Annotated in this window: 24 protein-coding genes and 1 tRNA gene; 9 read left to right on the top strand and 16 right to left on the bottom strand. The window is 72.2% G+C overall.

Annotated features, from left to right (window positions below; translation table 11 throughout):
* Positions 1 to 66: 66 nt before the first annotated feature.
* On the bottom strand, positions 67 to 1,044 hold the full coding sequence (locus ACFMQL_RS06895) for a DUF5937 family protein (RefSeq protein WP_364058755.1): 978 nt from the start codon (positions 1,042 to 1,044) through the stop codon (positions 67 to 69).
* Between the two features lie 60 nt (positions 1,045 to 1,104).
* Here ACFMQL_RS06895 and ACFMQL_RS06890 point away from each other — a divergent pair, with 60 nt between their 5' ends.
* Positions 1,105 to 2,295 carry an MFS transporter gene (locus ACFMQL_RS06890; RefSeq protein WP_364058752.1) on the top strand — a complete coding sequence of 397 codons (1,191 nt, stop codon included), beginning with the start codon at positions 1,105 to 1,107 and terminating at the stop codon, positions 2,293 to 2,295.
* A gap of 98 nt (positions 2,296 to 2,393) precedes the next feature.
* On the opposite strand, the gene ACFMQL_RS06885 is transcribed toward ACFMQL_RS06890, so the two are convergent.
* The gene (locus ACFMQL_RS06885) at positions 2,394 to 3,383 is read right to left on the bottom strand and encodes a LacI family DNA-binding transcriptional regulator (protein WP_378784969.1); all 990 of its coding nucleotides are present in this window, start codon (positions 3,381 to 3,383) and stop codon (positions 2,394 to 2,396) included.
* A gap of 68 nt (positions 3,384 to 3,451) precedes the next feature.
* On the opposite strand from ACFMQL_RS06885, the gene ACFMQL_RS06880 reads away from it, so the two are divergent.
* Both ACFMQL_RS06880 and ACFMQL_RS06875 read left to right on the top strand, forming a co-directional pair.
* Complete coding sequence (locus tag ACFMQL_RS06880) at positions 3,452 to 4,627, top strand: MFS transporter (protein ID WP_364058749.1); 1,176 nt, start codon at positions 3,452 to 3,454, stop codon at positions 4,625 to 4,627.
* Positions 4,624 to 5,322, top strand: a complete 699-nt coding sequence (locus tag ACFMQL_RS06875; protein WP_364058746.1) for a (2Fe-2S)-binding protein — start codon at positions 4,624 to 4,626, stop codon at positions 5,320 to 5,322. Before ACFMQL_RS06880 ends, ACFMQL_RS06875 begins: the two co-directional genes overlap by 4 nt.
* Here ACFMQL_RS06875 and ACFMQL_RS06870 read toward each other — a convergent pair.
* Both ACFMQL_RS06870 and ACFMQL_RS06865 read right to left on the bottom strand, forming a co-directional pair.
* Positions 5,311 to 5,898, bottom strand: coding sequence for a cysteine dioxygenase (locus ACFMQL_RS06870; protein ID WP_378784968.1), 588 nt, complete (start codon positions 5,896 to 5,898; stop codon positions 5,311 to 5,313). The genes ACFMQL_RS06875 and ACFMQL_RS06870 overlap by 12 nt on opposite strands.
* On the bottom strand, positions 5,895 to 6,755 hold the full coding sequence (locus tag ACFMQL_RS06865) for an amidohydrolase (RefSeq protein ID WP_378784967.1): 861 nt from the start codon (positions 6,753 to 6,755) through the stop codon (positions 5,895 to 5,897). The genes ACFMQL_RS06870 and ACFMQL_RS06865 overlap by 4 nt, the downstream gene beginning before the upstream one ends.
* Positions 6,756 to 6,960: 205 nt before the next feature.
* On the opposite strand from ACFMQL_RS06865, the gene ACFMQL_RS06860 reads away from it, so the two are divergent.
* The gene (locus tag ACFMQL_RS06860) at positions 6,961 to 7,956 is read left to right on the top strand and encodes a LacI family DNA-binding transcriptional regulator (RefSeq protein ID WP_364058737.1); all 996 of its coding nucleotides are present in this window, start codon (positions 6,961 to 6,963) and stop codon (positions 7,954 to 7,956) included.
* A gap of 234 nt (positions 7,957 to 8,190) precedes the next feature.
* Here the strand turns inward: ACFMQL_RS06860 and ACFMQL_RS06855 are convergent, their stop codons facing one another.
* On the bottom strand, positions 8,191 to 9,525 hold the full coding sequence (locus ACFMQL_RS06855) for an aromatic amino acid ammonia-lyase (RefSeq protein ID WP_378784966.1): 1,335 nt from the start codon (positions 9,523 to 9,525) through the stop codon (positions 8,191 to 8,193).
* A 13-nt stretch (positions 9,526 to 9,538) separates the two neighbouring features.
* The gene (locus tag ACFMQL_RS06850; protein WP_364058731.1) at positions 9,539 to 9,919 is read right to left on the bottom strand and encodes a phage holin family protein; all 381 of its coding nucleotides are present in this window, start codon (positions 9,917 to 9,919) and stop codon (positions 9,539 to 9,541) included.
* A gap of 132 nt (positions 9,920 to 10,051) precedes the next feature.
* Here ACFMQL_RS06850 and ACFMQL_RS06845 point away from each other — a divergent pair, with 132 nt between their 5' ends.
* Positions 10,052 to 10,327, top strand: a complete 276-nt coding sequence (locus ACFMQL_RS06845) for a hypothetical protein (protein ID WP_364058728.1) — start codon at positions 10,052 to 10,054, stop codon at positions 10,325 to 10,327.
* A gap of 115 nt (positions 10,328 to 10,442) precedes the next feature.
* On the opposite strand, the gene ACFMQL_RS06840 is transcribed toward ACFMQL_RS06845, so the two are convergent.
* Positions 10,443 to 11,324 (bottom strand): FAD:protein FMN transferase, encoded by an 882-nt coding sequence (locus ACFMQL_RS06840; protein ID WP_364058725.1) that lies wholly within the window; start codon positions 11,322 to 11,324, stop codon positions 10,443 to 10,445.
* Positions 11,325 to 11,374: 50 nt separating this feature from the next.
* Positions 11,375 to 12,076 carry a hypothetical protein gene (locus ACFMQL_RS06835; RefSeq protein ID WP_378784963.1) on the bottom strand — a complete coding sequence of 234 codons (702 nt, stop codon included), beginning with the start codon at positions 12,074 to 12,076 and terminating at the stop codon, positions 11,375 to 11,377.
* Positions 12,077 to 12,128: 52 nt separating this feature from the next.
* On the opposite strand from ACFMQL_RS06835, the gene ACFMQL_RS06830 reads away from it, so the two are divergent.
* The 3 genes from ACFMQL_RS06830 (at position 12,129) to ACFMQL_RS06820 (ending at position 14,068) form a co-directional block, all read left to right on the top strand.
* Positions 12,129 to 12,521, top strand: a complete 393-nt coding sequence (locus tag ACFMQL_RS06830; RefSeq protein WP_364058719.1) for an OsmC family protein — start codon at positions 12,129 to 12,131, stop codon at positions 12,519 to 12,521.
* A 461-nt stretch (positions 12,522 to 12,982) separates the two neighbouring features.
* Positions 12,983 to 13,909: a nucleoside hydrolase gene (locus ACFMQL_RS06825; protein ID WP_364058716.1), complete on the top strand. Its 927-nt coding sequence runs from the start codon at positions 12,983 to 12,985 to the stop codon at positions 13,907 to 13,909.
* Positions 13,910 to 13,991: 82 nt separating this feature from the next.
* Positions 13,992 to 14,068: transfer RNA gene (locus tag ACFMQL_RS06820), tRNA-Lys, on the top strand.
* A 411-nt stretch (positions 14,069 to 14,479) separates the two neighbouring features.
* Here the strand turns inward: ACFMQL_RS06820 and ACFMQL_RS06815 are convergent.
* The 3 genes from ACFMQL_RS06815 to ACFMQL_RS06805 all read right to left on the bottom strand — a co-directional run bounded on the left by ACFMQL_RS06815 (position 14,480) and on the right by ACFMQL_RS06805 (position 16,316).
* Positions 14,480 to 14,809 carry a hypothetical protein gene (locus tag ACFMQL_RS06815; protein WP_364058714.1) on the bottom strand — a complete coding sequence of 110 codons (330 nt, stop codon included), beginning with the start codon at positions 14,807 to 14,809 and terminating at the stop codon, positions 14,480 to 14,482.
* 70 nt (positions 14,810 to 14,879) lie between these two features.
* The gene (locus ACFMQL_RS06810; protein ID WP_364058711.1) at positions 14,880 to 15,314 is read right to left on the bottom strand and encodes a nucleoside deaminase; all 435 of its coding nucleotides are present in this window, start codon (positions 15,312 to 15,314) and stop codon (positions 14,880 to 14,882) included.
* A 138-nt stretch (positions 15,315 to 15,452) separates the two neighbouring features.
* A complete protein-coding gene (locus ACFMQL_RS06805; RefSeq protein ID WP_364058708.1) occupies positions 15,453 to 16,316 on the bottom strand; it encodes a DUF4429 domain-containing protein in 864 nt (287 codons plus the stop codon).
* Positions 16,317 to 16,366: 50 nt separating this feature from the next.
* Here ACFMQL_RS06805 and ACFMQL_RS06800 point away from each other — a divergent pair, with 50 nt between their 5' ends.
* Positions 16,367 to 16,948 (top strand): HD domain-containing protein, encoded by a 582-nt coding sequence (locus ACFMQL_RS06800; RefSeq protein WP_378784961.1) that lies wholly within the window; start codon positions 16,367 to 16,369, stop codon positions 16,946 to 16,948.
* A 57-nt stretch (positions 16,949 to 17,005) separates the two neighbouring features.
* Here ACFMQL_RS06800 and ACFMQL_RS06795 read toward each other — a convergent pair whose 3' ends face one another.
* The 5 genes from ACFMQL_RS06795 to ACFMQL_RS06775 form a co-directional block, all read right to left on the bottom strand.
* A complete protein-coding gene (locus tag ACFMQL_RS06795; RefSeq protein ID WP_364058701.1) occupies positions 17,006 to 18,664 on the bottom strand; it encodes a catalase in 1,659 nt (552 codons plus the stop codon).
* A gap of 75 nt (positions 18,665 to 18,739) precedes the next feature.
* Positions 18,740 to 19,114 (bottom strand): BlaI/MecI/CopY family transcriptional regulator, encoded by a 375-nt coding sequence (locus ACFMQL_RS06790; protein WP_364058698.1) that lies wholly within the window; start codon positions 19,112 to 19,114, stop codon positions 18,740 to 18,742.
* Positions 19,115 to 19,167: 53 nt separating this feature from the next.
* The gene (locus tag ACFMQL_RS06785; protein ID WP_364058695.1) at positions 19,168 to 20,112 is read right to left on the bottom strand and encodes a sugar kinase; all 945 of its coding nucleotides are present in this window, start codon (positions 20,110 to 20,112) and stop codon (positions 19,168 to 19,170) included.
* 293 nt (positions 20,113 to 20,405) lie between these two features.
* Complete coding sequence (locus ACFMQL_RS06780) at positions 20,406 to 21,623, bottom strand: hypothetical protein (RefSeq protein ID WP_378784959.1); 1,218 nt, start codon at positions 21,621 to 21,623, stop codon at positions 20,406 to 20,408.
* Positions 21,624 to 21,653: 30 nt separating this feature from the next.
* A complete protein-coding gene (locus tag ACFMQL_RS06775) occupies positions 21,654 to 22,205 on the bottom strand; it encodes a sigma-70 family RNA polymerase sigma factor (protein WP_364058689.1) in 552 nt (183 codons plus the stop codon).
* Positions 22,206 to 22,221 lie beyond the last annotated feature (16 nt).

Genomic DNA, 22,221 nt, shown 5'->3' with positions numbered 1-22,221 from the left:
CAGATTTTCAGAACTGATGCGCAACCCACTATAGCCACGTGCCCTTCGCACGTGCCGGAGGAAAGGTCAGCCCCCGATCAGGGCGTCGCCGAGCGGGGTGCGCGCGTACACGACGCTGCGGCCGGTGCGGGTGCCGGCGATCAGGCCCGCGCCGCGCAGCGCCGCCACGTGCTCGCCGGCCGTGCCCACGCTCTGCCCGAGCAGCGCGGCGAGCTGCGTGGTCGTCGCCGGCTCCGCCAGCTCGGCGAGGATGCGGGCCCGGCTGCGGCCGATCAGCGCCGCCAGCCTCGCGGGTGCGGGCCGCGCCTGCCCGTACGCGGCGATGCCCCTGGCCGGGTAGACCAGCGCGTACGGCCAATCCTCCTCCAGGTACGCGCCCACGCTGTCCATGAACGCCGACGGCAGGAACAGCAGCCCCCTGCCGCCCAGCCGCCGCTCCTGCCCGTGCATGCTGCGCAGCTTCACCTCGATCCGCCCGCCGCGCCAGCGCACCTGCGGGCTCAGGTCGTCGAGCGCCGCCTGCCAGCCGTACGCCGCCAGCCGCCCCGCCCGGTAGGCCACGTCCCGCTGCAGCACCGCGCGCAGCCGCGGCCAGTCGTGGACCAGGATCTCCGTCCACAGCGCCTCGTACGCCCGCGCGACCAGCGTCACCACGTCGGGGCCCAGCAGCAGCTCCCGCACCCAGCCCGGCACCGGGGGCCGCTCGGCCAGCACCTGCTCGATCTCCGCGTGCGCCCGTGACACCGGCGTGGCCCGCACGGCGGCGATCTCCGCCTCGAACGGCACGTCCACGGCCGTCGGCGGCGGCGCGACGAAGTCGACGTTCGAGCCCGGGTTGCCGGTGATCGCCATGGCGGCCCGCAGCGCCGGCAGCTCTTCCTCAAGCCGCCGGTACGTCTCGCGCCACCGCGCCGCCCACGGCTCGTGCGCGCCCGCCCGGTAGCGGCCCGCCAGCACCCATTGGGCGTGCATGGTCTCGATCAGCGGCGAGATGGCGAACCTGCTGGCCATCACGTCCTGCGGCACCACCTCGATCGTCACCACCTTTCGGTTATATCCGAAAAAGTCGCCCCACCTCCGGGGCGGGCCCGAGCATCGGGAACCGTGAAAAGCGCGACGTTCGGCGAGGTCTTCGCCGTCAAGGAGTTCCGCGTCCTGTTCGGCAGCTTCGCCCTGATGATCGGCGGCGATGTGATCAGGATGCTGGCGCTGTCCGTGCTCGTCTACGCGCGGACCGGCTCCGCAGGGCTGTCGGCGGCGGCGTACATGGCCGGGTGGCTGCCGTACATCGCAGGCGGGCTGCTTCTGATCTCGCTGGCCGACCGGCTGCCGCCGCGGGCGCTGATGATCGCGGGGGAGCTGGTCAGGGCCGTCACCTGCCTGCTGCTCGCCTACGCCGGGCTGCCGGTGTGGGCGATGCTGGCGCTGGTGCTGGCCACGGGGCTGTTCTCGCCCGTCTTCTTCGCGGCGCGGGCGGCGATGCTGCCCGAGGTGCTGCCCGGCGACGCGTTCGTGCTCGGGCGCTCGCTGCTCAACATGGCGTCGGCGAGCGCACAGGTCGCCGGGCTGGCGGCGGGCGGAGCGGTCCTCGCCGTCGTCGGTCCCTCAGGGGCGCTCGCGATCACCGCCGTGCTGTCGGCGGTGGCGGCCGTGGTGCTGCGGCTCGGGCTGCCGTACACCGCGGCGCGGGGGAACGGCGGGCCCGGCGCGATACGCCAGACGCTGCGGGTCAACCGGCGGCTCATCGCCGACGGGCGCGTACGCGGGCTGCTGCTCGCCATGTGGCTGCCATGCGTGTGCCTGGCGGGGGCCGAGGCCATGGTGGTGCCGTACCTCGGCGGGCAGGGGCAGGCCGGGATGGTGCTCGCGGCGGCGGCCGTCGGCATGGCGGCGGGGGAGTTCGCCGTGGGGCGCTTCGCGGCGCCCGCGCTGCGCGAGCGGTTGTCGTTCCCGCTGGCGCTGCTGCTCGGCGTGCCGTGGACGGCCTTCGCGCTCGGGCCCGGCATCGGGTGGGCGGCGGTGCTCGCGGCGCTCGGCGCCGCGGGGCTGTCGTACCAGCTCGGGCTGCAGCGGCGGTTCGTGGACGCGGTGCCCGAGGAGGTGCGCGGGCAGGCGTTCGGGCTGCAGTCGGCCGGGCTGATGACGGGGCAGGCGGCCGGCGCGGCGCTGATCGGCGCGCTCGGCGAGGTGATCGCGCCGGGGTACGCCATGGCCGCGTCCGGGCTGGCCGGGGTGGTGGTCGCGGTGGCGCTGGCGGGCGTGCTGCGCTCACCGGCCGTCCGCGTCCCCGCCTGAGCCCGCGGTCCCCGCCCGCACACGCGTCCTTGTGTGAACGCGCCCGGTCCGTCGCGTCGGGGGACGCGCGTCGGGAGCCGGCCAGGGGCGGCTCGCCCTCAGAAGCCGGTCGGGGGCAGCTCGCCCGAGCCGCGCACGATGAGGCGTACCGGCAGCTCCACGTGCTCCGAACGGCCGGTGTCGCCGCCCAGGCGGCGGAAGAGCAGCTCGGCCGAGACCCGCCCCATCCACGCCGGATCCTGCGCCACCACCGTCACCCCCGGGTCGAGCAGGTCGGCCAGCTCGAAGTCGTCGAACCCGACCAGCGCGATCCGCCGCCTCTCCAGCGCCCGCAGCGTCGTCACGGTGTAGCGGCCGTTGCCGGTGAACAGCGCCGTCGGCGGGTCGTCGAGGGCGAGCATCCGCTCCAGGTCCGTACGGATCGCCTCCAGCGACGGCGGCCGCATGGCCACCAGCCGCTCGTCGTACAGGCCGCCCAGCTCGTCCCGGTAGCCGCGCCGCCGCTCGGCTGCGGTGAAGATGGCCGGGTCGTCGCCGAGGAAGGCGATCCTGCGGTGCCCGTGCGCCATCAGATGGCGTACCGCCAGCCGCGCACCGCCCGCGTTGTCGGCCAGCACGGTGTCCACGTCGAGCCCCGCGCCCGGCGGCCGGTCGGCGAAGACCACCGGCGTCCCCGCCTCCAGCTCGGGCCGCAGATAGGTGTGGTCGTCACCGGCCGGCACCACGATCAGCCCGTCCACGCGCCGCGCGCAGAACGTCTCGACCAGCTCCCGCTCCCTGCCGGGCTCCTCGCCGGACGAGCCGCTCAGCAGCAGGCAGCCGTGCTCGATCACGACGTCCTCGACCGCCCGGCTCAGCCCCGAGTAGAACGGGTCGGCCACGTCCTCGATGACCAGCCCGATCGTGGCGGTCCTGCCTCTGCGCAGCACGCGCGCGCTCTCGTTGCGGCTGTAGCCGAGCCGCTCGATGGCCGCGCGCACGCGCTCGGCGGTGGCCGGGTGGACGCCGGGCTCGCCGTTCACGACGCGCGAGACGGTCTTGAGCGCGACGCCGGCCGCCGAGGCGACGTCCTTCATCGTCGGTCTCACGCCTGGATCATTTCCTACTCGGGAGGGGCGGACAACGTTGTCAAGCGGTTGTGCCAGAGTGGTCGTCTATGTCGTTGAGATCCGCCGTGCTCGTGGCCGGGTTCGCCCTGGCCGCGCTCAACCTCCGCCCGGCCATCGCGGGCGTCTCCCCGCTGCTCGACGAGATCATGGGCGACGTGGGCCTGAGCCCCGCGGGCGGCGGCGCGATCACCACCGTCATGGTCGTCTGCCTGGGCGTGTTCGGGCCGGTCACGCCGCTGCTCGCGCGCCGCATCGGGCTCGACCGCACGCTGCTCGCCGGCCTGCTCGTCATCGCCGCGGGCGTCGCCGTACGCGGGCTCGACGGCGCGCCGCTGCTCTACATCGGCTCCGCCCTGGCCGCCACCGCCATCGCGGTCATGAACGTCTCCATGCCCGGCGTCGTCAAGCAGCACTTCCCCACCCGCGTCAACCTCATGACCGGCGTCTACGTCTCGGCCGTGGTCGCCGGTGCCGCGCTCGCCTCCGCGCTGGTGGTCCCCGTCGAGCACGCCACCGGCGCCGGCTGGCGCGGCGTCACGGCGCTGCTCGCCGTGCCCGCGCTGCTCGCGGCACTGCTCTGGCTGCCGCAGGCGTTGCGCGGCAGGCCGCAGGTGGGCTCCGACGGCCCGCGCCCGTTCGGCGCCGTGCTGCGCAGCCGCGTCACCTGGTACGTCACCGCGCTGATGGGGCTGCAATCGCTCACCTTCTACGTCATGCTGGCCTGGCTCCCCACCATCTTCCTGGAAGCGGGGCTGCCCGCCGACCAGGCCGGCTACCTGCTCAGCCTGACCAACGCGGTGCAGGTCGGCACCTCGCTCGCGGTGCCCGTGCTGGCCGGGCGGCGCGCCTCGCAGGTGCCGTACGTGGTGGGCGCGTGCGTGCTGACCGTGCTCGGCTACCTCGGCATGCTGCTCGCCCCCACGACGCTGCCGTGGGTGTGGATGATCGTGCTGGGCATCGGCCAGGGCGCCTCGTTCGCGCTGGCGCTGCTGATCATCGCGCTGCGTCCCGCCGACCCTGCGGCCGTGACCGCGCTGTCCGCGGTCGCCCAGTCCGTCGGCTACGTCGTCGCGGCGCTCGGCCCGATGCTGTTCGGCTACCTCAGGGAGATCTCCGGCGGCTGGACGGTGCCGCTTTCGGCCGGACTCGGCGTACTGGTGGTGCAGCTCGTGGCCGGATGGCTGGCCGGTCGCCCTGCTACGTTGGAGGGAGCCCGACGATGATCGAAGGGGAGTCCCGCGTGCTGACCGACACGCTCCGGCGGCTGGCGGACGAGCGCGGCGGGGTGCTCGGAGTGGTGCCCGGCCTCGTCATCGACCCTGACGGCTCCTGGACCCCGGTCACCGAGCTGGTGCGGGAGCCGTACACGCTGCTGACCGAGCTGGTGGACGAGACGGCCGCGCGCTGGAACGCCCCGAGGCACGTCGGCGCGGCGCTGTTCTGGAAGACCTACGGCTATTGGCACGCGCTGCCGCTGGCGCTCGGGTGGGCGCTCGGCGGGCGGGTGCCGATCATGCCGTTCGACGCCACGTACTTCCAGGTCTCGCCCGCCGGGGTGACGCTGGCCGCCTCCCGCGTGCGCTGGGACACCGGCGTCGGCGCCATCCGCGAAGCGCTGGAGGAGTCGCAGCGCCCGCTGGTCGAGGCGATCAACGCGCTGACCAAGGTGGGCGAGCGCACGCTGTGGGGCTCCACGGCGGAGGCGTTCGCCCACCCGCTGACCACGATCGTGCCCGGCGACTACATGGAGCTGCTGCGCTTGATCGGGCCGCCGCTCGACGGGCTGATCGAGCCCGCCGGCGACGGCTACTTCCGCAGGACCTGCTGCCTGTGGATCACCCTGCCGGACGTGGAGCCCTGCGGAAGCTGCTGCGTGCTCAGGCCCGCCGCGCGGGCGCGTGCGGCCTCAGGCGACTGACCCGACCGGCTGCGCCTCGGGCACGGCCTCCTGCCCGGTGATCGGCTCCGGGACCGGCTCGTCGATGGGACGCAGCTCGTCGGCGTAGCTCACCGAGACGCGGCGCATGACGCCCGTGCCGTCGATGGAGTACTGGCCGAGCCGCCACAGCGGCGGCGAGTACGCGTGGATGGACACGCTCTGGTCCACTGCGCCCGTCAGCCGGTGGATGTGGTCGGGACCGAACGAGAACGACTGACCCTCCGTCACCACCGTCTCCAGGTGCTCGCCGCCGATGCGCGGGTTGCACTCGCGCAGCGCGCCCTGCACCACGCGCACCGCCCCCGAGGAGATGTCGTGGTCGTGCCAGCCCGTGTCGTCCTCCGGACGCCAGCACAGCAGCCAGACGTCCACGTACGCGTCGCGGTAGAGGGAGGCGTAGTGCCGCCCGCCGTCGGCGGGGAAGTCCACCTGGTCGCGCCACTCCTCCGGATGGGCGGCCAGCTCGTCCACCAGGTCGCGCAGCTCGCGCCGGTCGAGAGTGCGCTCGGGGAGCCTGGAGCAGGTGCCCCCGTCCTGGATCTGGTCAGTGCTCACGTACGAGTCTCCTTTCTGTTCAGCAGACGACGGGGGTTGACCACCCGGATGGCGTGGCCTGCGGCCGCGCCGAGCCCGGGATCGGGTGCGGTGGCGTAGGGGGCGTCGGATCCGTTGACCACGACGTCGATGCCGAGCTCGCGGACGATCGCGTCGATCGCGCGCGGGCCGTAGGAGGAGGTCTCCACGAAGAAGTCGCGGTCCACCAGGCCGCGCCCGCCGCCGCCCCTGGTGATGAGGCGTTCGGAGTGCAGCGGCGCGAGGCCGGCGAGCAGCGCGAAGCAGACCCGCAGCCGGGGATGCCTGGGCCGGACGACGGCGTGGAAGTAGTGCCATGCCTGGTGCATCTGCTGGACGTACGGCACCAGCGCGGGCCACCAGGGCGGCGTGCCCGGGGTCAGCGCGGCCGGCCCCGGATGCACGAACAGCGGCAGGTCCCTGCCGGTCAGGACTTCGAGGATCCGGTCGTCGGGGACGGCCGTGGCGGGGATCTGCAGGCCCGCGAAGCCGCGGTCGAGATCCTTGGCCAGGCGCTCGGGGTCGATGTCGCTGTGGCAGGTGGCCGCCCACGCGCCGTACGGCTCGCCCAGCGCGAGCGCGCCGTCGTGGTAGGCGTCGATCAGCGGCCAGGCGTCCTCGGGCGGCAGGAACTCGATGCCGAGCGGGCTCGACAGCGACACCAGCGCGAGCTCCAGGCCGGTCGTGTCGCGCCCTTCGTGATCGGCGGGGTTCACCTCGTACGGCGGCTCGCCGTCGAGGATCAGCGTCCAGCCGTCGAGGTACGGCGGGCGGGTTCTGGTGCGCAGGGCATCGACGAATCCGGGCGTCCACAAGTGCTGGTGCACGTCGATCGTCATGCCGTCACTCCCTCCTTCCCCGCCATTTCCTACTCACAATACATGTAAACCGGTCTGCCTGCGCAAGGGTCAGAGTGAACCGTTTCAGTGATACGGTTCAGTGAAACGCTTCACGAAGGTCATGTCAACGGGCGTTTCTTACGTAAAAGCGACAAGCTCTCACGGGAAAGCGGCTCTCGCCGGTCCCACGCAATAGGCTGGCTGAATGCCTCGGAAGAGAGCCACGATCCGTGAGGTGGCGCGGGCCACGGGCCTGTCGCCGGCGGCCGTCTCCTACGCACTGCGCGGCCTTCAGGTGTCGGAGGAGACCATGGAGCGAGTCCGCGCCGCCGCCGCCGAGCTCGGCTACGAGGCCGACCCCATCGCCAGGGCACTCGCCAGCGGCCGCACCGGCATGATCGGCCTGCTGTGCGGCTCGCTCGAAGACCTGTGGCAGCAGTCGCTCGCCGTCGGCATCAGCAGGGGCCTGCGGGAGAAGGACCGCTACGCCCTCATCCTCGACGCGGTCGGCGACCCGGCCCGCGAGCGCGCCCTGGCCCAGCAGCTCCGCGACCAGCGCGTCGACGGCATGATCGTGCAGCCCATCGATCCCGCCGCCGCGTTCTGGCCCGAGCTGTGCGAGTCGGTGCCGGTGGTCGCGATCGGCGACTCCATCACCGGTACGGCCGGTGAGGTCGTCTTCGACAACCGGCGCGGCGTCACGCTCGCCCTGGAGCACCTCCACGCGCTCGGCCACCGCCGCATCGCCGTGCTCACGCCCACCCGGCCGAGCACCCCCGACCGGCCCGCCGACGTCCACGTCTCGGCCGAGGCCGAGCGCCTGCGGCTCGACATCGAGCTGACCACCGCGCCCCACGACCTGGCCGGCGCCACCGCGACCGCCCTGCGGGTGCTGTCGGGCGAGCAGCCGAGCGCGGTGTTCTGCTTCAGCGACTCGATCGCGTACGGCGTCTACGCGGCGGCGGCCGAGCTGGGCCTGTCGATCCCCGGCGACGTGTCCGTCATGGGCTACGACGACCATCCGATGTCGGGGCTGCTCAGCCCGGGGCTCACCACGGTCGACTGGGACATCGACGGCATCGTCAGGGCCGCCGTGCGGCTCATCGCGGCGGCGGCCGACGGCGGGGCGCGCAGGCGGCGGGTCGTGCAGAAGCCGACGCTGCGCGAACGCGGCTCGGTGGCCCGCCGCTCCGGGGCCTGACGGAGCTACGCGCGGGGCGGTCATGTCGCCGGGGCGGCCCGGCGCGGCTTGGCGGGGTTCGCGCGGTGGTCAGCCCGGCGTGGTTGCGGTGGGGCTGGTGCGGTGGTCAGGCTGGCGTGGTTGCGGTGGGGCTGGTGCGGTGGTCAGGCTGGCGTGGTTGCGGTGGGGCTGGTGCGGTGGTCAGGCTGGCGTGGTTGCGGTGGGGCTGGTGCGGGGTGGTCGCCGGGAGCGGCTTCAGTTCGGGAGGGCGCGGGTGAGGGCCTGGCGCGACTCCTCAAGGTCGGCCGTGAGCGGGCGGTCGGGCGCGGGGGCGTCGAGCGCGCGGGCCGCCGCCGTACGCTCGCAGGCCAGCACGATCTCCAGCGGCTCCAGGCAGCGCAGCGTGTGGCGGGCCGCCTGGGTGGCGAAGCCGGCGTGGTCCTCCGCGCCCCGCGAGACCACCGCCGTGCCCGTGGTCACCGGCGCGGCGAGGTGGCGCAGCTCGGCGACCGCGTCCTGGGCGACGTACTCCAGGATCAGCATGCCGGACGCGCCGGGACGGTCGGCGAGGAAGGGCAGGCGGCCGGTGTAGGCCGGGTCCATGAGCGTGGCCAGGCGGGCGGCGCTGAGCTGCGCGGTCTGCACGAGCGCGGGCCGCAGCGCGTCCAGCGCCAGCGCCACGGGCGCCGAGTGGAAGTTGCCGTTGTGCCAGGCCAGGTCTTCGGCGAAGAGCGGGTTCTCGGCCGAGGCGTTGAGGTCGGTCTCGATCGCGGTGACCGCGCGGTCGAGCGCGTCCACGGCCGCGCCGTGCACCTGGGCGAAGGCGCGGAAGCCGTACGGGTCCTGAACGCGGGTGCTGGGCTCGTGCGCCACCAGGCCGCGCAGCGCCGCCGCCACCGCCGCCTGGCCGGGGTGCGGGCGCGCCTCGTGCACGACGGCGGCCAGCGGCTCGGCGGAGGCGTCCACGGCGGCGAACGACATGGCGGCCACCTCGATCGCGGCCTCCATGAGCCGGCGCAGCCGGTGCACCGCGATGGCGGCGTCGGCCAGCGTGGCCGCGCCCGAACTGATGAACGGCAGCGCGTCGCTGGAGGCGAGCGGGAAGCGCGGCTCGGGCGCCGCCACTCCTGGCTCGCGGTTCCAGGGCAGCTCGCCGAGCAGGCAGAGCGCCGTCGTGGACAGCGCGGTCAGATCGCCGGTGCCGATCGCCCCGTACGTGCGCAGCGGCGGCGTGAAACCGTGGTTGATCGCGTACGCGAGCGCCTCGCACACGCCCGGCTCGATGCTCGAGCCGCCCGCGAGGAGCTGGTTGAGCCGGACCACGAGCATCGCCCTGGCCCTGGCGGGTTCGACGGGCGGGCCCGCACCGCACGCGTGGCTGCGCAGCAGGTCGAGGCCGCCGCCCTCCAGGAGCACGTCCCGGTTCGCGCCGACTCCCGTGCTCCTGCCGTACACCGGGCGGCCGGTCAGCTCCTGGGCGGTGGCCCACGCGGCCCGGGCCCGATCGAGGGAGGCGATCGAGACCCGGGCCCCTTCACAGGCGGCCTCGTGCACTCGCGCGCACGTCAGGCCGGAACCGTCGAGCTCCATGGATGGTGCGTGTCTAGTCGCCGTCGGGGACGAACGCGCTGAGCAGCCAGCTCACCACGCTGATGATGATCGCGCCCCAGAAGGCGGCCGGGTAGAAGTTGTCCACATGGAAGGGGATGCCGAGCTCGCCCGCTATCCAACTCGTCAGCAGCAGCATCGCCGCGTTGATGACGAGCAGGAACAGGCCCAGCGTGAGCACGATGATGGCGCAGCCGAGCGCTTTCACGATCGGCTTGACGATGGCGTTGACGACACCGAAGATCAACGCCACGAGCACCAGGACACCCCAGTACTTGGCCGAGTTCGCGGGGGCGTCGACCTCAATGCCGTCGAGCAACTGGATGGCCACCCACAGCGCGACTGCCGCTGCGAGCGTTCTGATGATGAATCTCACGCTGGTTGATCCTCCCACTTGAGCTCAGTGGTCGATAGGGGCGCCGTCAGAACGATGCCCGCCGATCACTCTGCGTAGTCTCCGGTTATCGACGGACATCGGGGGGAAGAGGCGTGCAGGGGAGGAACCGACATGGACGCGAACGGGCTCGAGTCGTTGCCGGCCGCCGAGTTGCACGACCGGGCGGTGCGCTACGCCGTACGCCACGGGGACCTGGGGTTCCTATGGGAGTTGCTGAAAGTGATCCCGGCGGCCGAGGCCGCCAGCGGTCACCACGATGAGAGCGCCAACGACCTCAGCAGGGTCTCGGCGCTGCTGAGCGACGCTCTCGTGGCGGGCGAGGGCAAGCTGGGCGAGGCGCTGCGCCCGATCTATCTCGACTACCTGCGTAAACATCCGGATGCCTGAGCGCCGGGGGCGCGCACGGGTCTCCCGTGCGCGCGCCCGGTCAGAGTCGTGAGCGGAGCGTGACGTGCGGTCCGCGTCACGCGGTGCGGACCGGAGGGGGTGAGGCGCGGCTCGGTCAGCCGGCCAGGCGGGCGCGCCGGTCGTTGTAGGTCGCGAAGCCTGGCGTGGTCAGCTCCTGCCCGTCGTGCAGCACGATCAGCGTCTCGTAGCAGCCCTTCGCGGCCAGCTCGTTCGCGAAGCGGCGGGCCTGGATGGGGCCCATGGCGTACATGGCCGTCGCGTACGCGTCGGCGAGCCCCAGGTCGGGGCCGATGACGGTGACCGAGCCCAGCGTGTCGCGGACCTCGCCGGTGTGCGGGTCGAGCACGCGGGACCCGCCGGAGGTGGCGATGCCGAGGTCGTGTGCGAGCACGGTGCGGCGGATCTTCCCGGTACGCGGGTCGCGCACGGGCACCCGCCAGCGCCTGCCGGGGGCGTGGGAGCCGCGCACGCGTACGTCGTTTCCCGCCGTGATGCGGTGGTCGCCCGCGCCCGCCTGGAGCAGCGCGCGGGACAGTCGCTCCAGTGCCCAGCCCTTGACGTAGCCGGAGGGGTCGGTCACGCCCTTGATGCGGGCGTCGAACCAGCCGCCGGTGGACTCGCTCAGCTCGTCGCAGCGGTGCAGCACCTCGATCAGCTCGGGGATCTGCTTGAGGGTCAGGCCGCGGTTGAGCCGGCTGATCTGGCTGTCCTCCTTGGCCGGGCTGAAGGTGTCCTCGGCCCAGCGCAGCCAGGCGAAGGCGTCGTCCATCAGCGGGGTCAGCTCGCGCGCCGGAAGCGGGGTGCGGATCTCGATGGTGACCGGCCGGCCCATGAAGGTCTCGGTGCGGCTGCTGCCCGGGAAGGACGCCGCCGTGGCCGGTGTCAGGGGAGCCGTGGCGGGCTCGGCGATATGAGAGGTCATCGCGGACTCGGCGATGGAAGTCGTCACGGACTGGAAACGATCAGAAGTCGTCATCTTGCCTCCTTGTCCGCCGTCCACGCTGTCAGATCACTCGTATGGTAAGCCTAAACCTTGAGGTCAGAACTGAAATGGATCTGTGACCTTGGCACGGCCAGGCGCGACAGCGCCCCACCTACATAACGCTGAAAGCGGCGCGGACCTGCTACCACCACCTCGCGCTCGGCGATGTCGGGAATCTCACGTCCGAGCCCGGACGCGCTCACCCGCTCCTTGGCGCGCGGATCGTGCTCGGCGCCCTCCACGAGGATGACGCGGTAGCGGGCCTGCAGCTCGCGCAGCTCGTCGGTGACCCGCTCGGTGCGGTAGACGGCGACGGTGCCCGGCTCATCCGCCAGCCGCTCGTGCAGCGTCCTGGGGTCGAGCCCGGTCGCGATCAGCAGAGACGGTCTGGAGGTCCGGGGCGCGCGGTGGCTCAGTACGGCCATCACGGCCGCGGCCGCGTACAGCAGGAGCGAGCACACCCGGCCGAAGCCACTGACGGCGGTCGTCCCGCCGAACTCGTGCGCCACCAGCAGCGCTCCGGTGAGATAGCCGCCTAGCCGCAGGCGCTGCCTGGCCTCCTCGGTGCGGAGATACGCGGCGGCCTTGACGGTGACGAAGCCGAGGGCGACGAGCAGCGCCGCCGCGGCGTAGGCGGAAGGAGTCCACGGAGCGCCGAAACCCGGCTGGATCGCCCCCAACTCGGCGATCGCGACGCCGCTCCAGAAGAGGATCGGCCCCTGTTGAGCATTCGCCTCGCTAGCCATACCTCAACCTTGCGGACCGAACATGAAAGCCGTCTGAGTAGGGTCTAGAAACATGGCTAACGTGCGTGTGGAGCGGACTGAAGACGGCGGATTCCGGGCGACGAACGCCCGCGGCGCCGAGGTTGCGATCGGCGGCGGCGATCAGGAGGGGGTGTTCACCCCGGTCGAGCTGCTGCTGGCGGCGGTCGGCGGGTGCAACATCGTCACCGTCGAGCCGCTCACCGCCAAGCGGGGTCACCGGCTGGTGCGCCTGGCGATGACCGTCGAGTCGGAGAAGATCGAGCCCAACAAGCTGGGGACGGTCACGGTGACGTACGACGTCGAGCTGCCGTCGGAGGAGGCCGGCGAGGTGTTCGAGGCGGTCGCCCACCGGGTGCACGAGAAGTACTGCACGGTGAGCCGGTCGTTGCAGGACGGCACTGAAGTCCGGTTGGAGCTTCCGTAGTTGGGATTAAACAGATATTCGACCCCGTTATGACGCGACCGTTGCATTCGTCTCGGTAGCGTAGTAGCAGGTCAGGAGCACTGGCGACTGACCGCGAGGACCTTCACCGATGCGGACGCGGAGGGGGACCGCGGGCCGCAAAGTGCGGGACCGCCGGCGTTTTGGGGAAGACGCCGGCCTGGACCGCCGCCGATCGGGCCGGGCAGATTTGGGGGAACTGCCCGGCCCGATCCATGCGTACGCGACCCCCGGCCGGATCCAGGCGTAATCCCTCGGCCGACTCGGGACCCCTCGGCCCGAATTCGGGACCCTCGGCTTGATTCGGGACCCATTCCTGATTCGGGACCCCTCGGCTCGATTTGGGGCCCTCGGCCCGGCCCGGGACCCTCGGCCCGACTCGGGCGTAATCCCGGTCCGATCCCTGCGTTACGCCGGCCTGATCCGTGCGTATCCTCCGGTGAGTGAAGAAAGTTCTCATCGACTGCGATCCGGGGATAGACGACGCACTCGCCCTGGCGCTGGCCGCCGGCTCGTCGGACGAGATCGACCTCGTGGGCATCACCACCGTCGGCGGCAACGTGGACCTGGAATTCACCACCGCCAACGCGCTGGCGCTGCGCGAGTTCCTGCGGATGGGCGACGTGCCGGTCACCCCGGGCAGCGCGGGCGCGCTGCTGCGCCGCACGGTCCGGGCCGCCGACGTGCACGGGCCCACCGGGCTCGGGGACGTCGTCCTGCCCGCCCCCACGCGGGGACCCTCCGAGGGGCACGCGGTCGACTTCATCGTGGAGACGCTGCGGGCCGCGCCCGGCGAGATCACGCTGGTCGCGGTGGGGCCGCTGACGAACATCGCGCTCGCCGTACGCCGTGAGCCGCGCATCGTCGAATGGGCCCGCGACTTCGTCATCATGGGCGGCTCCTTCACGCGCGGCAACCACAACCCGGCCGCCGAGTTCAACATGCTGGCCGACCCCGAGGCCGCCGCGATCGCCTTCGAGGCCGGGTGGACGGTCAAGATGCTGGGTCTCGACGTGACGCTGACCGCCGCCGTGACCTCGCCGGTGCTGGAGCGCATGCGGCCGCTCGGGCGGTTGTCGGAGCTGCTGGTGCCGGCCGCGCAGTACTACGGGATGGTGACGGCCGAGGGCGGGCCCGCGATCCACGACGCATGCGCGGTCGCGTACGTGCTGCGGCCGTCGCTGTTCACCTGCGTGCCCGCCGTGGTGAACGTGGAGACCGCCGGGCAGTACACCAGGGGCATGACCGTGACGGACTTCCGCGTCGAAGGCCGCCAGGCCAACGCCCTCGTCGCGACGTCCATGGATGTGCCGGCGTTCTGGGACCTGGTGCTGGGGGCGTACGAGAAGCTGGCGGCCCGCCTGGCGTGATCGTGTCGTCAGGGACCGGATGAGCACGGATGTGCCTGGGCGGCGCGGGCACTGTCCGAGGGCTGATAGAGTTAACCCCGTTGCGCCGCTAGCTCAGTTGGTCAGAGCAGCTGACTCTTAATCAGCGGGTCCGGGGTTCGAGTCCCTGGCGGCGCACCACAGCAAAACCCCAGCTCGGGATGACCGGGCTGGGGTTTCTGGCGTCTGCGGCGCTTTCACCCCAGGCGGTGGGGCGTCTTCGCCCCAGGCGGTGGGCGTCGCCGTCTTCGCGTGGGAGGCGGGCAAGACCGGCACGAGGTGCCGTGGACGCGCGGCCTACGTGATCGCAGCCGGCCTCGTCCTCATCGGCTCCCTACGTCCAGCAGACGAAGACTGCACTCCTGAGAAGGCGGTGAAGGGGTGGACGGCGTCGCGAAGGCGTAGGCACGGCAGGAGCTTGCCGCGTCGCCTCGGGATGGCGTCGTCACGGTGGGCGCTCCACGGCGGGAACGGCTGTGGCGGGCCGCGCATGCGGCGGGACGGCGGGCGCCGCGTTCAGGGTGCCCGCCGTGGGGTCGCCAGGACGGCCGGTCAGGCGGGGCGTTCGTCGACGCCGACCGCGCCCACGCCGGTGGTGAGGATGCCGCCGCAGTAGCCCTGCGACTCGCCGGAGCCGCCGGGCTCGAGGCGGACCCACTCGCCGACCACGTCAGGGGCCATGCCGCAGACCACCACGGCGCGGAAGATCCACGCGCGGCCCGTGCGGTTGGTGCAGGACGCGATGCCGAGGTCGCGGTCGATCGCGTGGACGAACGTGTGGCAGTCGAGGTGGGTGGCGGCCGCCGCCGGCGACGCGGTGAGCCCCATCGTCAGCAGCGCGAACGCGCCGGCGGCCGCGGCCATCCGGATGGTCATGGACATTGCCCCTCCTGGACGAACGATCGAACATCACTTTGCGTGGTCGATCGTAAGCGAAGGGTGATGGCGTTGCCTAGCGGTAGTAGCCCTCGACGGGAACCCGGGCCTCGTCGTACAAGGCCGGGCCGGTGCTGGGCGGGTCGGTGAAGGCGCTGCCGGGCGGCTTGAGCCCGTCGAGCTGCTCGCCGGACAGCGCGTACACGACCCGGCCGAGCCCCGAGCGGGCGATGGCCCCTGCGCACATGCCGCACGGCTGGCAGCTGGTGAACATGGTGGTGGCCGCCGCCGTGTCCGGGTCGAGCTCGCGGGCCGCCCAGCGGGCCAGCTTCAGCTCGGGGTGCGCGGTGATGTCGCGGTCGGTGAGCGTGCTGTTGCGCTCTTCGGCCAGGATCGTGCCGTCGGGGCCGGCGAGCAGCGAGCCGAACGGCGGGTTGCCGCCCGCCCGCGCCTCGGCGGCCAGCTCGATCGCGCGGCGCAGCAGCCGCTCCTCGTCAGGTGTCACGGTCACCGGCTCCTCCTCGTCGTCGGGGTCTCCGCAGCCTCTCACAGGGGACGCGGCACTCCGCCACCCAATAAAGGGCATCCCCGGTCATTGCGGGCGCGTCGCCACTCGATAAAGGTGCGTCAGGAAGGGCGCGGCGGCCCGTCACGTCTCCTGGAGGCGGCGGATCATGGCCTGCTTGGCCGCGGCGAACTCCTCATCCGTCAGCACCCCCGACTGGTGCAGCCGGCCCAGCTCGGCCAGGCGGCGCAGCACCGCGTCGTGCACGTCGTCGGCGGGCGGCGCGGGCAGCGGCTGGGGCGGCTCGGGCACATCGCGCGGCAGGCGCGCGAGCACGGCCGCGGCCACCAGGGCGGTGGTGCCGCCGTAGCGCTGCACGCCCCACGAGACGCAGCGCGGGTCCTTGTCCGGTGCCAGGCCGGGCCCGCCGCCCTTGAGGCGGAAGCGCAGGCTGCCGTAGCCCATGCCGGACTGCGGCTTCCACTCCACGCTCGCCACGTCGGTCAGCGGGAACTCCTGCGGGCCCAGCTTCTCCTTGTCGCTGCTGGCCCAGCCGGTCCACTCCAGGCGGATGCGCTCGCCGTCGAAGGAGACCGTGCCGTCGCCGGCGGTGGCGGTGATGGGCACGTCGGGGACGCGGACGAGGTAGTGCTCGCAGGGGCCGCTGGGCGTCTGGAAGACCCGCAGGGTGTCGCGCACCTCGTCGGCGAAGTATTCGGCCGCGCCCGTGCGGCCCTTGGGCACGGCCAGCCGGTACGGGTCGGCGGGCGGCGTCAGCGCCCCCGCGACCACGTCGTAGAGCGCGTCGGCGCCCTTGCGCAGCCTTAATCTCAGGTGGCCGCCCTTGCGCCCGGGCTCGAACGACACCCCCGCGATGGCCTCGAGCGGAACGTCGATGTCGCCGAGAGCTCTGCGCAGCTCATCGATGCCTTTATCGCTCCCGGGGACGATACGCAGCGTTTCCCCATCAAACGTCCACGACCCGTCGGGCACCGCGATCTCGGCCATATTCTCAGCCTAGGACACGCGCGCGGCACGATCACAGACGAAGGAGCGCGATGGAGATCTTCACGAGCTGGCCGTCCTGGGCGCACGCGGAGGGCCCGCTGGCCGCGGCGCTCCCCGCGCCCACCGTGGACGCCCTGCGTGACGCGGTCGCCTTCGCCCGGCGCAGGCACGGCGTGCAGCAGCGGCCGACGGGGCGGCCGTACCTGGAGCATCTTCTCGAGGCGCTGGAGGTGGCGGTGCGCGGCGCCGGGCTGAGCGACAGGGACGTGCTGGTCTCGATCGTGCTGCACGACGTCCTGGAGGACACGCCCTGCACCGAGGCGGAGGTCGCGCGCCGGTTCGGGCCCGAGGTGGGCGCGCTGGTGCGGTGGGTGACCAGGCCGCCGGGCGGTGCGAAGGCCGACCACCTGGCCTCGCTGGTGAAGGCGCCGCCCAAGGCGGTGCTGGTGAAGCTGGCCGACCGGGTGAGCAACGTACAGGAGCTGCAGCGCATGCCGTGGCGGTTTCAGCGGCGCTACTACCTGGAGACGGTCGCGTACATCATGCCGCTGGCCGGGGCCCATCCGTGGTTCGCGACGTGGTTCGCCGAGTGGCGTGGACACTGGCGGCGCGTCGAACGCTGGCCGGCCTGACGACCCCAGCGGATGCGATGAGCGGGCCCCTCGCAGGAGGCCCGCCCCGCGTGCGCGTCACGCCTCGGCGTGCACCGCCCGCTCGTTCGGGACGCAGTGGGTCATCTTCAGGTTCTCGACGTCGCGCGGCCCGTTCCTGCCCAGCTTGGCCAGCCGGTCGCGGTCCTCGTCGGTGAGGTCCTGGCTCTGCAGCGGCTCCAGGTGCGAGACGTCGTCGGGTGTGATGCCGAGGCCCTCGCCCACGCGCAGGCCGAGGTCGTCCTCGGCGAGCAGGAAGTGCCAGACCATGCGCTCCTGGATGGGCCGGTCGCACTGCTGGAGGTTGGTGACGAGGTTGCCGACGAGGTCGTCGCGCTCCCACTCCTCCATCAGCAGGTACCGCTGGCCTGCCTGCTTGTAGTCGTTGGTACGCGGGATGCGCTTGCGGGTGAGCCTGCCGGAGACGACCGGGCCGACCTCGTCGGGGTGCGGATAGTGCGCCTCGCGCAGCCCGCCGCGCAGCGACGGCTCGTAGTTGATGTGCGGGTCCTCGCCGCCGGTGTCGACGAAGTACGTCATCTGGCCGTCGCGCTGGTTGGTCCTGCATTCGGCCTTGGTCTGGTTGACCGGGAGCTGCAGATAGTTGGGCCCGACGCGGTAGCGCTGGGTGTCGCTGTAGGAGAACGTGCGGCCGATGAGCATCTTGTCGTCGGAGAAGTCGAGCCCGTCGACCAGCACGCCGGTGCCGAACGCGGCCTGCTCGTTCTCGGCGAACTGGTTCTGCACGTTGCGGTCGAGCACCATGCGGCCGACCGGCAGCGCGGGGAACTCGTTCTCCGGCCAGACCTTGGTGTCGTCGAGCGGGTCGAAGTCCAGCTCGGGATGCTCGTCGTCGGTCATGATCTGCACGCGCAGCTCCCACTCGGGAAAGTCGCCGCGCTCGATGGCGTCGTGCAGGTCCTTGGTGGCGTGGCCGAGGTCGTGCGCCTGGACGGCGGCGGCGTCGGCCTGGGTCATGCTGCGCACGCCCTGCTTGGGGATCCAGTGGTACTTCACCAGCCGGGTCTCGCCCTCCGCGTTGACCCACTTGTACGTGTTCACGCCGAAGCCCTGCATGTGCCGGTAGTCGGCGGGGATGCCGCGCGGGCTGAAGAGGTTGACGAGCATGTGCATGCTCTCCGGCGTCTGCGACATGAAGTCGAAGATCCGGTTGGGGTCCTGGCGGAACGTGACGGGGTCCGGTTTGAGCGAGTGGATCACGTCGGGGAACTTGATGGCGTCCCTGATGAAGAAGACGGCGAGGTTGTTGCCGACGAGGTCCCAGTTGCCGTCCTCGGTGTAGAACTTGACGGCGAAGCCGCGCGGGTCGCGGGCCGTCTCGGCCGAGTCGCGCCCGCCGATCACGGTGGAGAAGCGTACGGCCACGTCGGTGCGCTTGCCCTCTTCCTGGAAGAGCTTGGCCCTGGTGTAGCGGGCGATCGGCTCGTCGCCGAGCTTGCCGTACGACTCGAAGTAGCCGTAGCTGAGCGTGCCCCTGGCGTGCACGACGCGCTCGGGGATGCGTTCGCGGTCGAAGTGGCTGATCTTCTCCAGGAACTGGTAGTTCTCCAGTGTCGCCGGGCCGCGCGGGCCGATCGTCCGCTGGTTCTGGTTGTCGTAGACCGGATGCCCCTGCCGGTTGGTGAGGATGGGGCGCTGATCGTCCGGCCGCGAGCCCTGACCCGAAACGTCGGTCATCGTACCGATTCCTTCCCCCTTGCGTAGTCCTCCCCGCCTGCCCGCGAGGCTGGGACGGAAACAGGGGGAGCCCGGCTACGGGCGGCGGCTGCCGGGCGGCACCACCTGGAGCGCCGTCTCCAGCGCGGTGGCCTCCTCCGGCGTGAGACGCTCGAGGAAGTGGACCAGCGTGGCGGCCTGGTTGCCGCTGGCGGCCAGCGCGTGGCGCATCAGCTCGGCGGTGTAGGCCTCTTTGGTGGAGACGGGCTCGTACATGTAGGCCCGCCCGACCGGCTCGCGCCTGAGCAGGCCCTTGGTGTGCAGCTTGTCCATGACGGTCATGACCGTCGTGTACGCGATCTCCCGCTCCTTGCGGAGGTCTTCGAGCACGTCGCGGACGGATGCGGGCCTGCGGTAGGACCACATCCTGTCCATGATCGTGGCTTCGAGCTCTCCCAGGGGGCGTTTCATGCCCCACATGTTAAAGCGTGGTCACGTACGGACCTCGCCGCTCCAAGACTCGGTCAGCGGCTCACGCCGTCGGACGGCCGCCGCAGCAGGTCGAGGTCGGACCGCCGGGGCAGGCTCTCCCAGTCGCCCTGCGAGGTGACCGCGAACGCCCCCGCCGCGCACGCCGTGGCCAGCCGGTCGGCGGGCTCGGCGCCGGCCAGCCAGTCGGCCAGCCACCCGGCCGCGAACGCGTCGCCCGCGCCCACCGAGTCGACCTCGGTCACCTGGTACGGCTCCGCCCGCAGCACCGCGCCGTCGGACAGCTCCATCGCGCCCTCGGCGCCGAACTTGATCAGCACGTGCCGCGGCCCCCGCTTGGCCAGCTCTGCGGCCAGCTCCTCGGCGTCATCGACGTCGGCGATCAGCCGGCCTTCCGCCTCGGTGGCGAACAGCACGTCCACCTCGCCGATGACCTCGCGCAGCCAGGCACCGGCCTCCTCGGGGCTCCACAGCGCCTTGCGGTAGTTGACGTCCAGCGAGATCGGCACGCCCGCGTCCTTGGCCACGGTCATCGCGTGGCGCACGGCCTCGCGCGCCGACGCCGACAGCGCGGGCGTGATCGCGGAGACGTGCAGGATCCTGGCCGACCTGATGAGCGCGGGGTCGAGGTCGTCGGCGCACAGCCGCGAGCCCGCGCTGCCCTTGCGGTAGTAGCGCACGTCGATGAGGTCGGCCGTGCGCCTGCCCTTGATCATCAGGCCGGTGGGCGCGCCGGGGTCGGCGATGGCCCGCACGTCGACGCCTTCGCCGGCGAGCGTGAACCTGATCAGGTCGCCGAACTCGTCGGCTCCCACCCGGCCCACCCAGGTGGCCGCGTGGCCGAGCCGGGACACGCCGATCGCGACGTTGGACTCCGCGCCGCCCAGGCCGAGGTCGAAGTCGCGGGCGAAGCGCAGTGGCCCCGTGCGCCGCGCCGCGAACAACGCCATGGTCTCACCGAAGGTCACCAGCTCAGTCATCGGATCGTGCTACCCAGCCCTTCCTCGAACCAGCGCCGAATCCCGGCGACCCGGCCGGTCCCGTGGCGGCGCGTCCCCCACACCCTAGCGGGGCGCTTTCGCGCCGCCGCCGGGGCATGGAAGGGACCGGTGAAGGCCGCCGCCGGGGCATGGAAGGGAGCGCTGAAGCCGCCGCCGGGGCATGGAAGGGAGCGCTGAAGGCCGCCGGAGCCGGACGCGACCCCGGACCGGCCGGAGCGCGCCCGGGGCGGCGCGCTCCGGCTCAGGTGCACGGCTCCGGCAGGTGCGGAGTCTCAGCTCTGCGGGCGGCGGCCCAGCTTGTCGGTCCAGCCGAGCTCTTCGAACGTCACCCGCGTGGCGTCCTCGCCCTTCTCCGCCACCGCGTACTCCAGCAGCTCGGCGGTGTCCTCATCGACGACCAGCCGGAACTCGTACCCGTCGTCGCTGTCCACCGCCACGCTGACGCCCTCGCGCCCCGCGGCGTCCTTCACCTCGCCGCCGGAGCGGATGCCCGGCTGGTCGGCGAGGATCCGGAAGACGGCGGCCCGCGTGCCGGGGCTGGTCGGCGCGGTCATCAGATCGACGGCGGTCTGCCACAGGTAGAGGTCGAACTCCTTGTCGTCGTCCGGCAGCCGGTCGAACTGGGCGCGCAGCCGGGCGGCCAGCGCCTTCTTCGACGTGGGCAGGTCGCCGACGTTCTGCAGGGTGATGTCCATGTTGGAGATCGACAGCGGCCTGGGCAGGGTGTCGTCCACGCTCTGAGACCGGTCATCGAGCAGCTTCGGCGAGCCGAGCCTGCGCCACTCGGCCTCGTCCTGCGGCGTGGGGAAGACCACCTCGCGGTCGGAGCGCTTGGTGCGGTTGGTGCCGCCCGCCTGCTTCGGCCGCCACTGCTCCTCGGTCTCGACGACGTACGCCTTGAACGGCGGGCCGTCGGGGTAGACGCTCTCGCGCAGCTCCGCCAGCTTCTTGTTGTACTTCTCATTGATGGCGACCAGCTCGTCGTCCTTCGCGCCGGTCCTGTCGATCTCGGCCTGCTCCTGGCGCTGCAGTTTGGCCACGCCGTCCCAGAACTTCTTCGGCCAGTAGCCGGTGGGTGAGGCCGTGCGCTGCCGCACGTACCAATAGGAGCCGGAGCCGGGCTTCTCGCGCAGGGCGGTGTCGGCGGCGGCGAGCAGGAAGGTACGCGCGTCGATCTTCGCGGTCGGCGACGCCCCCGCCTCGCCGGTCACGACCTGCGAAGTGCCCGGAGGCGGGACCTGCGCGGGCGGCGTGCCGGTGAGCACACCGGTCGAGACGACGACGGCGCCCGCCGTGACGGCGGCGATCGCACCCGCCGCCAGCAGGAACACGGGACGCCGGGCGGGCAGGCGGCGGGGCTCCGGCCGGGTCTCCTCCCGGGCCTCGGCGAACGCCCTGGCGAGGTCGCCGTCGCGGCGCCGCCGGTAGCCCGCCTCGGCGAGCTCGTCCAGCTTCTCCGGCTTGAGCCGGGCGAACGTACGGTCGGTCATGTCCTCCCCCTGAGGGTTGTCGTGCGCACGTCAGCTCTCCTCGGCGAATCTGTTGCGGGGTGATCGGGCCGGTGACCTGGCGGCCCGCGCCTCCTGGCGGAGCGCGCGGCCGAGCCGCTTGCGCGCCCGGTGCAGCCGCACGTTGAAGGTCCGCGCCGAGCAGCCCATGACGGTCGCGGCCTGCTCGGGTGTCAGGCCGTACCAGGTGGCCAGGATCAACGCCTCCACGTCCTTGTCGGGAAGGGCGCGCAGGGCGGAGATGGCCTGCTCCCGGTCCACCACGTGCTCGGCGACGTCCCAGGCCAGGTGCTCGTGCTCGGTGGTCAGCGCGGAGATGCGCTCGACCAGGTCCTGACGCCGGTGCCACAGCTGACGTTGCTTGGCGAGTTTGTTACGGGCGACGCCCAGCAGCCACGGCAGCACCTGCTCGGGTAACTCGTCGAGCCGCCGCCAGGCCACCAGGAACGTCTCGCTGCACACATCCTCGGCCGCGCCCTCCTCGACGCGGAGCAGCACGTAGCCGAGCACGTTCCGGTAGTACCGGTCGTACAGCGCGGTGAATCGCTCTTGGGGATCGTCCACACCCAGTAGTCCCTGC

This window comes from Nonomuraea fastidiosa (assembly GCF_042751225.1).
In the GTDB taxonomy this organism is placed as follows: domain Bacteria; phylum Actinomycetota; class Actinomycetes; order Streptosporangiales; family Streptosporangiaceae; genus Nonomuraea; species Nonomuraea fastidiosa.
This window is presented reverse-complemented; position numbering and strand designations above follow the sequence as displayed.